Here is a 10,253-nt window from a genome sequence, read left to right as displayed (position 1 = left end):
AGTCTTTAGGCCGAGAATGCAGGTAGCCTAGTTGCTGAGCATATAGCTCTGCTCTACGTCTGCATCCTCGAAGAAGTTTCCCGCCCTACCCACATAAGCACGAACTTGATGCGCGATATAGTTCAATCGAGGCTCGCTATAGATTGCCTTTGCGCCACCTTCATACGGAAAATTATTGATTGAACGAGTAATAGCCAGCAGGTATTTCACATCTGCGTCAGGATCTTCTTTAACATCAGTATTTCCGGCAGCAATTAAAATGCGCTTGGTTGCCTCATTCTGAATAAACTCAGTGGCTTTGATATGCTGGAGTGATCCCGGCCCATATACATCAACAGTCACTTGCTTGCCCTCATACATCATAGGCTTGCCGTTGGGCATATTGATCGCTACGGTTCCCGATACAGCCAGAAAGAACATACTAAAATCACGCTTGGCCGGTGCGCTATTTGCCTGGATAACTTCACCAGTTAAGCTTTCATTTGACGCTTGATTGATTACTTGACCTTCCATTACTTGTGCTTCCATATTAGCTTGAAACTCCCATGATTAAAATTGTATAAGTGACTGGCGATCCCGCCCCATCGTTGGCAATATCGAGTTTGTCAGCCGCGCCCTGCACTACTGCGTAACCATTGGCATCAGGAGCAATCAAGGCAATCATGCCGCCTGGTTTAATCCTGAGCCTGTCATTGGCCGCGCCAAAGAATGACGTTATAGGGTTATTAAGAGAATTGCTTCCCAGTAATATGTCATTTGAATTGTTTTCACTAGCCACCAGAATCAAAGCTTTGATCTTTGTGAGATTAAGCCTTTTAGCTATTGCATCCAATGTCGTCCACGTTAGATCAATAGTTTCAGTTGATGAAGCCCCGATGGTGCGTGTATCAGTAAAGACTTTATTCGCCTGGTTAGCTCCTGAGCCGAACTGAAAATAATATTCCGGTCGCCAATCTGGCTTATAGTCAATCTGACTTACATCAAGTTTGTTGGCCAGAATAATGTTAGGGTGAAGTGCGATCCTTGCCTCCATGTTGCTTCCCAATTCCGGCAGGGTGTAACCCATTTTAGAGGCAACAAAATCTTCTATTTTTGTTACATTCACATCAAGGGTTAGTGAGCCTCGAATGATTAATTGGTAAAGGTATCCTTTGAATGCCGATACCGAGCCGCTTCTCATTCCGATAAAAAATGCGTATGCTCCGCCAAAATTTCCGGCTCCTAAATCTGTGGAGGTTTCTTGAGCAACAACTCCATCAAATCTAATTTTGGCCTGATCATTACTGATGTCTGCCGAACAAGTAAGCAATGCTTTCTTGGGACTGGTTGCTTGTGATTTTTTAGGAATCGCTTGGATTGTACCTTTGACTCCAAACATGAAATCCTCAAGCGTAGCCGATGGTGCCTGAATAGCGAACGTGCCATTGTTTGAGGTGAAGTTAGCACTAAGCTCGACCACAGTTCCCATATTTTCATCTGATAGTTTTTCTATTCCTGCGAATATAAAAAGCTCATCTTTTGTAGACATATCAAGAGAGCCCCTACTATTCCAGTAGTCATCAATGCCATCAAATTCAATTTTTACTATTCCGTCCGCCCCCCTTCTGAGAGTAGGCCGGGCCGTGGCCGTGCCGATTACCATATGATTGCCTGAGATTTCTTTGACGGTTATGTTGTCAATAGTCCCATCAAAAGTAGCATCAGCCATCAGGTACAGAATCCCATCAGATGCCGCTGCCGTGCCAATGTGGAATGTATAGCTATCTGAAGCTATGATTGCAGCTATCACGCTTGTGTTACCTATGCCTATATTAAGCGTTCCCGCATTGCGCACAACATCAAAGCTGACCCGATAAAATTTGTTTTGCAACAAGCTCATATTCTGAGTCAGGTTGCTTGCTGAGCCTGGCGCTTTGGTTGCCACGCCTGAGCCGATTGTCCAGCCAGTGCCTTTAGTCCAGTTTGTGTCCGCAGCAAATATCCCATTGACTGCTTTTTCTGCGCTCAATGCAAGTTGCTTGCTCTTGTCGAGAATTAATCCCACCGGCTGATCTGGCGCGTACACAGGAATGCTTCCCGCGCCATCTTGAAACATTACAGGCTGAGTCTGAATGGTTTCCAGATAAGTGCGCCAGGGTGATTTTATTTTCTGATAAGAGGTTGCTACGCTGCCCACTTCAAGCTGCGCTTCTGTCAACCAAAAATGATCACCGACCAAAGGATTAACGCCACCATTTCTAAATATATTAATATCTAAAAATGCTCTGTCCCCTGTCAAGGTTTTGACTATCTCAACTTTTACCCACTGATCGAATAAAGACAAAATATCATTATTGGTACTATCGGCATCAGAGAAATCTATTCCTAGTCGCCAGCTTGCCCAGCCCAAGCTTGACGGAACATAGACATAAACGCTAAAAGCGTAAGTTATCCCGCTCCCAAGTGAAAGCCCACCTTGCCTGACTGAAAGTGCTGTTGCTGAGGTGAATGTAATCCTGTCAGCCTTCATCGTGGCATCTGGAGCCGCCCTATCATTTGCTATAACATCACTAGCTGTCTTTAACCATGCCGCATTATCAAATTCCTCAGTTCTTTGAAGCAGGTTCTTTCGCCAATCCAAATTCACATCACTTGGATCAAGCCAGATTCCCTGCTCCCCCGAGGCAAAAAAGCCATCTATAAGCGCCATTATTCAACCTCCCTGCATATTCTCAGACCGAGGCGATTTAACGCCGCGAATGCATCTTCCGAGCTAACATCAATTAACGATAGCAGTTCGTCTATTTGTTCCTGCGTATATCCTATCCCCGCTGCATCTGAAATCGCTTGAACTAAGGCAGCATCTTTCTCATCAAGGATTAATGCGTATTGCTCTCTGATGAATCCACTGCTGATAAAATGAGAAGCCGGTAGATCACCAGTTGCAGAAAGCTTTGTGGTGAACATACCGGCACCAGCTGGATCAGCCGCCTCCGTTAATTCTCTTGCGATTCCTACATGCGATGCAGGAACAATAATTGTTCTATGCATCCACATAAGTTCTAAGCTCCGATAATAAGAATCTTGTAAGTAACTGGGGTGCCGCCCGCGCTGTTTGCCACCTTGATTAGATCAGCCGTAGTTGGGATAACCGCGTAGCCTGCCGCTTTAGGAGCAATCAAAGCGATGGCGCCGCCTGGTTTGACTCGAAGGATATCTGTGGCATCTCCAAAGAATGAGGCCACGGCTGCGCTTGCATGCCCTCCGACCAGAACATCATTGGTATTGTTTGCGTTCGCTGCAACCAGCAGACCTTTGATCTTGGTGACAGAAAAGGTTGCGCCAAATGCATCAGCCAGCACGCCAGCCATGTCCAGATTTTCAGAACCTGATGCAGCAATAGTGCGCTCATCAGTCCACGCCGCACTCGCCTGGCCATCTCCTGATCCATTTTCAAATGGGAAATTTACCCCGAAATTGATAGGGTAATTTGATTGCCCGATATCCATCACGTTGGCTAGAGCTATGGCCAGCGTGATGTTTATACTTCCTGTTAAGGTAGCCATTGTTTATTAACTCCTGATTGTTTTATTTGTTTGTATGCGAAGTTAATTAAGCCAGAACTTCTACCACATCAGTGCCGCCTTGCTGGCTGTCTATCTCAAGGGCTGTAGAGGCTTTGGTGATTGCGTTGCCATCACCGATTTGCACCTTCCATTTCTTGACGAAAACCTGCATGTAGTAAATATCACCTTGCTTAGTAGTGATCTTGACTGAGTAGGCATTATCAGAACGCGATGCAGCCTTCATCATGATCTGGCCTGCGTCATCCGTATCCAGTGCAACCACGATATCAGGTGCACCGGCATCAGCTGAGCCGACTACCTTCATGGCTATGCCAGTATCGAGTGGAACAAATTTATTTATCTCACGCTCGCGTCCGAAATCACCAATGGATTCAATTTGCCCAACTTTGGTATAGCTCAATGCACTGTAACCAGCTTGATCAAATGAGGCTGGAGTAGCAGAAGATATGTGCAACGTGGCGCCAGCAGATTTAAAAAGTGACATGATTTCTCCTAATGAAAATTAAATTAACTGCTCAGAACTGCTTATCCCTAAAAAATCAAATTCATAATTCAGTGTCGCCATAGCAATTGGCCGCTCCCCTTCATCGAATAAATCAATCGAGGTGGAAACGAGGAAGAAGTCGGTAGCGTTTATGGTCGTGTCTGCATTGAACGCATTCTCGATAGCAACACAGAGATCATCCAGCGAGTCATCAGCTTCTTTGATAGGGTTGGCTATCGAATACACTTGAATCGTCATGTAGACTTTCTTGCCAATGCTCGACAAGTTAACCCTTTCGTTCGCGTCACGATCAGTAAAGATCACAGCACAAGGAAGCCTGGCATCGTCTATCTGATGTGCTCTGTTGCCATAGACAGGCCGATTGATTGCAGCCTGCACAATCACCCTTGCCTTGTCTCTCAGTTGTTGCCTGATATGCGCCATCGTCAAAGCTTCCTGAGATGCAGCCTGGTTAATCCATCACCACTATGCTCTGCTTCTTGCGCGTAGTAGCTGATACCTTTAATGATGATCTCGTTAGCCACGCCATTCTCATGATTAGTAATCAGTTCGCTAACCTGCTCCGTTATGCACAGAAATGACGGATTGCTGGTCCCGATCATTCCAGCCTCAGCATATCCATTGCGAAAGATGCCCCCTACTTGCTGCCCCTGGATTGTCGCCACCGTATAGCCAGGGGTATCCTCGTTAATGAATAGGCTTAAATCTTCCTCGAAGGCCATGCTATTTATTTACGCTTTGATGCCTGCTTTTTTTCTTCTGCCTTTTCTTCTAGCTCAGCTTCTTGCTTTGCCTGATTCCGCGCTTTAATGTTTTGTAACATTTCATCGTTAGCAGCTTTGCGGCGTGCTTCCTCGTCAGCTTCCAGCTTTGCTTTCAGCTCAGACTCTTGCTTGGCCTTGAGTTCTTCCTCTTCCTTAGCTTTACGCTCAGCCTCAGCTTCGGCTTTGAGTTCAGCTTCCTCTTTAGCTTTTAGCTCAGCCTCATCCCGTTCTTTTTCAGCCAGCTCTTTAGCCGCAGCCTCAGCCTTTTCCTTTTCCGCACGCTCTTTCTCAGCCTGAATTTCTTCCTCGCTTGGCCCAAGCTCTCTTTCATAGGTTTCCAGTGTGTCCACAGATTCCATCTGATCAGCCAGGTTACGAGGAAGGTCAATGCCAAGCTCGATGATTTCACCGCGCTTGAATTGGATTCTGGTTATGACTTCATAAACACCGTCAGCAATGGGCTTGAGACTATGCGCTCTTGCCTTTGCCTGAGCAGGATGCAAGCCAATAGTGGTGCCAGCATTTATATGCGCCACCATTCCTGTGATTACTAATTTATTCATATGGTGATTCCTGTTAAATAGGTTTATATGCTTGCCTGGCTAATGCTTCCGCTTAAAGAGTCAACGTCACCAAGCAGGCTTTTTTCCAGTCACCATATGCAGCCGCACGCTCAGTCTCTACGGATACCTTGACTTCATCGTGATCACGGCAGTATTCGGAATCAGTCCACCATGTACGCAATCTGATTCCATCAGAGTTAAAGCCGGTGCCATTTTGATTCGGAACTCGTTGCTGACGAATGAAAGGTTTCTGTGTGCCTTGGGGTGTGATTAATGCAAAGCGATCAGTCCAGCTGATACGTGGGCTTGCAACAACACGGAATCGGAATGAGTCCTGCTCAATCAGAATGTTTGATTCGCTGCCGTTGTCTTTTGCGATTTGAGACTGGCTCAAAGCTTTCAAGCCACTTTTCACGAAGCTTTTTCCGGTCAGGATAATGAACTCGTTAAGGTCTTCATTGACGAATTCGCCACGGTCATCCTTGAATCCAATCATTGCTTCCACGCCGCTAAGAATGGCGTCAATCATTTCTGTTGCGGTTGGCTCAGTAGTCTTAGCTACTTTGTGAGTAATAGAATTGCTTTGTACTCCTGAACTGCCTTCACTGTGATCAGTGTCGAAGAAATATTGCTCGTCATAGCACACGCTTGATTCACCAGCAATAATCAAAGCCGCAACCAATACCCACCAGTGCTTAGTGGTTGCATCAGCGAATTCATTAACGCGAATTTGAACCTGGCCGGTCTTGTCATAGAGAAGATGCTTCTCAGGAATTAAAAGACCGTTTTGATATTTCACGTTTTTAACAGCCCAGGCAATATCACGCAGTTGACCGAACTGTTTCTCACCGCGCTGCTCTACCATGCTTGGCACCATACCAATCCACGCATATTCTTCGCTATCCTGATCAGAAGTCATGACAGGGGTGCAAATAGATTCAACTAAGGCGCTCTGAGTGTTTTGTTTTAGCCGCTCGAAGTAATCACCGATTACTCGACGCTCTGTAATAATTGGGGACATGCTTTTAAATTCTCCTGGTAATTAACTTAAAATGGTTCGCCGGATTAATTGCCTAATCTACGAATGAGCGAGTTCACCTTTGCGGCAAGTGAGGCAACCGCATTTTTAGTCGCAGCATCAGTAATCGCAGCAATCGTGTCCGAGGCTGTGCCTGTGGAGTTATCCGTCAGTTCAGTCAGCACACCTTCCGTCACATTAAATTCCACGATGCCGACGCCACTAGATACCCAGGAGGAAACATAACCAATGCGTGTATTAGTGCCCTGCGTCAAAGTGAATGTGTCATCATCTGACGCGAACACATCTTTGCCCACGTCAGTAATTGCCAGGCTGGAGATTGATAATCTGATCTTTCCACGAGTGCGGCAACGAACATAAACATCACCCGCCCCACCAGCTGCATTGTCAGCACGATAATCAGCAAAGCCACGGAAAGGATCACCGGCCTGTAAAGGTCTTGCATAGCCTGAGCCGTTATCTCCTACTGCCGCACCTTGATAAATAATGTCCGATGCAATCACCGGATAATCGTGGAAATCACCTTTCAAGAAATCTCGTGGTTGGTCTTTGGCCAGGGTTGTCATTACAGCTTTCCTCCATTTGCTTCAACGAATGATAGATAGGAGCCGAATGAACTGAACTCAGCACGCAAGCTTGCATCGCTATCCCATGCTGCTTTAGCGCGTTCTTCAAGCGGCAATGATTGATCGTTCACTTTGTCCTTTGCCTCGTCTTTTGGTTTTTCCAGTGCATTCACAGGATCTGATTTAACTGGCTGTGGTGCATTGGAGACAAAGGCCGCATTCTTATCGTTGCGGATTTTTTGTTCTTCCCGAACGATTGCAAGTGCTATGGTTTCGCCGGTAGACTTGCCATCGAATTTCATGCTTGCCACCAAATTTTCATAGCCGCGCATACTGGCTTCTTCACAGGATTTGATACGAGCTCGTTCTTTTTCCGCGCCTTCGTTAATCAGTGCCTGGGAGATTTCTGGATACGCGGCTTTAATCTCATCAATGCTTACCGGCTTGTTTGCAACCGGCGCATTGGTTGCGCTTGTTGCCGCTGGTTGATTCGTTACCTCTTGATTCATTGGCCATACTCCGTTTTGCATGTTAGTAATCGTTTGTTCAAAGGTTGCTATGTGATCGATCATTCCGCGCTTAAGCGCCTCTTTACTCAGAAATACGCGCCCGTCCGCCATTTGCTCCAGCACAACGTCAGACGACATCCCTCTATTCTCTGCAACAGAATCAACAAATATGGTGTAGAGCTGATCCACTTGGTCTTGCAGGTGGGCCTGAGCTTCTTCTGAAAGCGGGGAAAATTGACTTGCAATGCGCTTATATTTACCCGCGCTTATCTCTGTAGTTTTGACGCCGCGCTGTTCTTCGGCTTTGGAAATATCCTTATGGGTAGTGACGACACCTATTGATCCGATCTGAGTCGTATCTCCAGATGAAACAATTTCAGAGGCAGCAGAGCCGATCCAATAAGCCGCGCTCGCCATGACGCCATCAGCAAACGTCATAACCGGCTTAATCGTTGAAGCCTCTTTAATCAGATTTGCCAGAGTTTGCGTACCATCCACTGTTCCACCTGGTGAATCGATATGCAGGAGAATTGACTTGACGGCAGGATCATCAACCGCTGCCCGAATATCCCGTGCTACTAATTGAGTAGATACACCGCCGGATATGGCATCGAACATATTCATTTTCTTGGCGATGACGCCATGAATGGGGATGACTGCCACGCCGTTACTAACTTGATAGCCCTGACTTTCGTTGGCTAACGGTTTCCCTATGCGAGCTTCCACAGCCGCAAGGTCTATGCGCTCACCTTTCACGCGAGCATCATAGATTGCATGTATTTCAAGTAATTTTTCGGGAACGATAGCCCAAGGGCTAGTCAGTACATCTGTGATTTGCATAAGCCAGTCCTATAAACTGGCTTATACTTTATAGATATGACTGTCCCATTTTTAGGGGAAAATGGGACTTTTTATGATATTCAGGTTTGCTCAGGTGAAGTAACAAGCGATCCTGTGTCCACTGCCTTTGATTCTGTAGATAATCCAGCTGCTTCCATCAGCTTTTTCTCTTTGCCAAGCTGCTCAATGTTGGATTCATAATCTCCCCCATCATAAGAAGCCGTTTCCTTTTCTCTGGTACTGATGCCAACTGCAATACGCTTTTCAGCTGCGCTTACTTCTTTCAATGGATCAATGCTGCCAGGGCCATCTCCTACCCACGTAACCCGAGTATATGCCTGCCTGATTCTAATATCTGCAAAGAAGCCAGGAGCTGCGATTCTGCCTGATGATACCGCCTCCTCGAACCATAGCTCTTTGATCGGTTCGCAAAAATAGGTTGCCATAAAATCGCGGCGTCTCCTGACTATCCGCCAGAAATCCAATAGCGCAGCCCTGCTTGCAGAGTAGCTGGCCGAGAAATGCTTGGTTAAAACCTCAAACGGAATCTCTAACACTGGCCCTATTTGTTTCAGCATCGCCAGAAAGAAAGGATCAAAGTTTGCATTCGGCCTGCCTAAATCAGGAGATAAAACGTCCTCACCGGGCAACAGGTTAATCACCTTGCCTGAATCATCCATGGTGAAATTGAGAGAACCGTCCCATCCAGCAGCATTTTTAATGTAGCTCTGTTTTGCGTCTTCTTGAAACAAACTCTCAAAAGCGTCCGTATCCATCTTAACGAAGATAGCAAGCGCGGCAGACACTACTGCCGCCTGCAACTCAGCCTCGGCGTATCTAGACAATTGTTTGAGCTGCTCAATCACTGGCGCAAGAAATGGAACACCACGCACCTGGCCCGGTCTGGTCTTGTCCAAAAGATGTATTGCATTTATTCGCCCATCCTGTCCAAATGCGTCCACCTCAATCCATTCATTTCCCCCTCTTAATAAAGATCCCGGATGTTTTTTTGCTATGTCGTATTTAATAGCCGCACCGTTACTGTCCAGAGTAACGCCAGCAAATTTAGTATCGGTATCGGCTGCATAGCCCTTATTGCTGATCCTGTCCGATTCTATCAACTGGATAGCCAGCCTGTAAGGATTGTTTTTCTTGGCGATGGCAGGGGTTAATACCAGCACGTCACCTGACTCCAGCATGGATCGTAAAGCCAGTCCCTGCAATCCATAGAAATTCATGTTGCGCGAAACGTCGCACTCAGTGCTACTACACCAGATAGACCACTCCGCTTCGACCTCTCGCTTAAATTCGTTAGCCTGCTCATCAGTCATTCCAAGAAACCTAGTGTCCGGATTTGACTGCATCGATAGCCCGGTGCCAATCACATTAGTGACGACCGAGTTAATAGCAGCCCCACCAATAGGAGCATTGCGCGCAAGATCTCTTGACCTCGCTCTCAATATTTCCAGATCATAAATAATGTCACTGTTTGCGTCGCCTGCGTATGGATTCCAGTTTCTCATCGACGCCCTGCTTCTTGAGCCTCCAGTATAGGATCCGGAAAGCGCCAAAGCTGTTCGATTTCTTATCCTGTTTAAAGCGGTGCCGGGAGCAATGACCGCGATTGCTCGATCTAAAAAATTCATCTTAGGAAGATTTTTCATTTCATCACCATCCTGGACTCACGTTTGCTGATCTGCTTCTTCCTCTGGCTTTGACTGACAAGTCTTTTACCATACCATTCCAGTAGGTTATCTGTTCCCTGATTTCCTTTGCATTAACCCTATCGAGCCTTCGCCCATCTATTTCATAGGATTGTCCAGAAGCAACTTTTTTGTTTGCTTCCATCCACCTATCAAGCTCAGCCTCTGCCTGCTCAAGTGTTATTCCTGCCATGATTA

At 46.4% G+C, this 10,253-nt stretch carries 13 protein-coding genes; all 13 read right to left on the bottom strand.

Going from position 1 to position 10,253, the window contains the following annotated elements; genetic code table 11:
- Window positions 1-27: 27 nt before the first annotated feature.
- Window positions 28-528, bottom strand: a complete 501-nt coding sequence (locus tag BM283_RS03570) for a hypothetical protein (protein WP_090689656.1) — start codon at window positions 526-528, stop codon at window positions 28-30.
- Window position 529: 1 nt separating this feature from the next.
- On the bottom strand, window positions 530-2,689 hold the full coding sequence (locus tag BM283_RS03565) for a phage head spike fiber domain-containing protein (RefSeq protein ID WP_090689652.1): 2,160 nt from the start codon (window positions 2,687-2,689) through the stop codon (window positions 530-532).
- The gene (locus BM283_RS03560) at window positions 2,689-3,030 is read right to left on the bottom strand and encodes a hypothetical protein (protein WP_139225183.1); all 342 of its coding nucleotides are present in this window, start codon (window positions 3,028-3,030) and stop codon (window positions 2,689-2,691) included. The genes BM283_RS03565 and BM283_RS03560 overlap by 1 nt, the downstream gene beginning before the upstream one ends.
- 11 nt (window positions 3,031-3,041) lie before the next feature.
- Complete coding sequence (locus BM283_RS03555; RefSeq protein ID WP_090689643.1) at window positions 3,042-3,545, bottom strand: hypothetical protein; 504 nt, start codon at window positions 3,543-3,545, stop codon at window positions 3,042-3,044.
- A 46-nt stretch (window positions 3,546-3,591) separates the two neighbouring features.
- Entirely contained in the window at window positions 3,592-4,050 is a 459-nt protein-coding gene (locus BM283_RS03550) for a hypothetical protein (protein WP_090689640.1), read from the bottom strand.
- An 18-nt stretch (window positions 4,051-4,068) separates the two neighbouring features.
- Window positions 4,069-4,494 (bottom strand): gp17 family tail completion protein, encoded by a 426-nt coding sequence (locus tag BM283_RS03545; RefSeq protein WP_090689637.1) that lies wholly within the window; start codon window positions 4,492-4,494, stop codon window positions 4,069-4,071.
- 2 nt (window positions 4,495-4,496) lie between these two features.
- Window positions 4,497-4,793, bottom strand: coding sequence for a hypothetical protein (locus BM283_RS03540; RefSeq protein WP_090689634.1), 297 nt, complete (start codon window positions 4,791-4,793; stop codon window positions 4,497-4,499).
- Between the two features lie 5 nt (window positions 4,794-4,798).
- A complete protein-coding gene (locus tag BM283_RS03535) occupies window positions 4,799-5,398 on the bottom strand; it encodes a hypothetical protein (protein WP_090689631.1) in 600 nt (199 codons plus the stop codon).
- A 52-nt stretch (window positions 5,399-5,450) separates the two neighbouring features.
- On the bottom strand, window positions 5,451-6,419 hold the full coding sequence (locus tag BM283_RS03530; protein ID WP_090689628.1) for a Mu-like prophage major head subunit gpT family protein: 969 nt from the start codon (window positions 6,417-6,419) through the stop codon (window positions 5,451-5,453).
- A gap of 44 nt (window positions 6,420-6,463) precedes the next feature.
- Window positions 6,464-7,003, bottom strand: a complete 540-nt coding sequence (locus tag BM283_RS03525; protein WP_090689626.1) for a cytoplasmic protein — start codon at window positions 7,001-7,003, stop codon at window positions 6,464-6,466.
- Entirely contained in the window at window positions 7,003-8,352 is a 1,350-nt protein-coding gene (gene sppA, locus BM283_RS03520; RefSeq protein ID WP_090689624.1) for a signal peptide peptidase SppA, read from the bottom strand. The genes BM283_RS03525 and sppA overlap by 1 nt, the downstream gene beginning before the upstream one ends.
- A gap of 80 nt (window positions 8,353-8,432) precedes the next feature.
- Window positions 8,433-10,016 carry a phage portal protein gene (locus BM283_RS03515; protein ID WP_090689620.1) on the bottom strand — a complete coding sequence of 528 codons (1,584 nt, stop codon included), beginning with the start codon at window positions 10,014-10,016 and terminating at the stop codon, window positions 8,433-8,435.
- Window positions 10,017-10,020: 4 nt separating this feature from the next.
- Window positions 10,021-10,248 (bottom strand): DUF6148 family protein, encoded by a 228-nt coding sequence (locus tag BM283_RS03510; RefSeq protein ID WP_090689617.1) that lies wholly within the window; start codon window positions 10,246-10,248, stop codon window positions 10,021-10,023.
- Window positions 10,249-10,253: the final 5 nt, after the last annotated feature.

Origin of the sequence: Nitrosomonas sp. Nm34 (assembly GCF_900113925.1) — a bacterium.
GTDB lineage: Bacteria > Pseudomonadota > Gammaproteobacteria > Burkholderiales > Nitrosomonadaceae > Nitrosomonas.
This window is presented reverse-complemented; position numbering and strand designations above follow the sequence as displayed.

Excerpts from the sequence above, each read along its gene's own strand:
- BM283_RS03540 (WP_090689634.1), bottom strand. The coding sequence starts at position 4,793 with ATGGCCTTCGAGGAAGATTTAAGCCTATTCATTAACGAGGATACCCCT.
- sppA (WP_090689624.1), bottom strand. The coding sequence starts at position 8,352 with ATGCAAATCACAGATGTACTGACTAGCCCTTGGGCTATCGTTCCCGAA.
- BM283_RS03545 (WP_090689637.1), bottom strand. The coding sequence starts at position 4,494 with ATGGCGCATATCAGGCAACAACTGAGAGACAAGGCAAGGGTGATTGTG.
- BM283_RS03515 (WP_090689620.1), bottom strand. The coding sequence starts at position 10,016 with ATGAAAAATCTTCCTAAGATGAATTTTTTAGATCGAGCAATCGCGGTC.
- BM283_RS03535 (WP_090689631.1), bottom strand. The coding sequence starts at position 5,398 with ATGAATAAATTAGTAATCACAGGAATGGTGGCGCATATAAATGCTGGC.
- BM283_RS03560 (WP_139225183.1), bottom strand. The coding sequence starts at position 3,030 with ATGCATAGAACAATTATTGTTCCTGCATCGCATGTAGGAATCGCAAGA.
- BM283_RS03550 (WP_090689640.1), bottom strand. The coding sequence starts at position 4,050 with ATGTCACTTTTTAAATCTGCTGGCGCCACGTTGCACATATCTTCTGCT.
- BM283_RS03510 (WP_090689617.1), bottom strand. The coding sequence starts at position 10,248 with ATGGCAGGAATAACACTTGAGCAGGCAGAGGCTGAGCTTGATAGGTGG.
- BM283_RS03530 (WP_090689628.1), bottom strand. The coding sequence starts at position 6,419 with ATGTCCCCAATTATTACAGAGCGTCGAGTAATCGGTGATTACTTCGAG.
- BM283_RS03525 (WP_090689626.1), bottom strand. The coding sequence starts at position 7,003 with ATGACAACCCTGGCCAAAGACCAACCACGAGATTTCTTGAAAGGTGAT.
- BM283_RS03565 (WP_090689652.1), bottom strand. The coding sequence starts at position 2,689 with ATGGCGCTTATAGATGGCTTTTTTGCCTCGGGGGAGCAGGGAATCTGG.
- BM283_RS03555 (WP_090689643.1), bottom strand. The coding sequence starts at position 3,545 with ATGGCTACCTTAACAGGAAGTATAAACATCACGCTGGCCATAGCTCTA.
- BM283_RS03570 (WP_090689656.1), bottom strand. The coding sequence starts at position 528 with ATGGAAGCACAAGTAATGGAAGGTCAAGTAATCAATCAAGCGTCAAAT.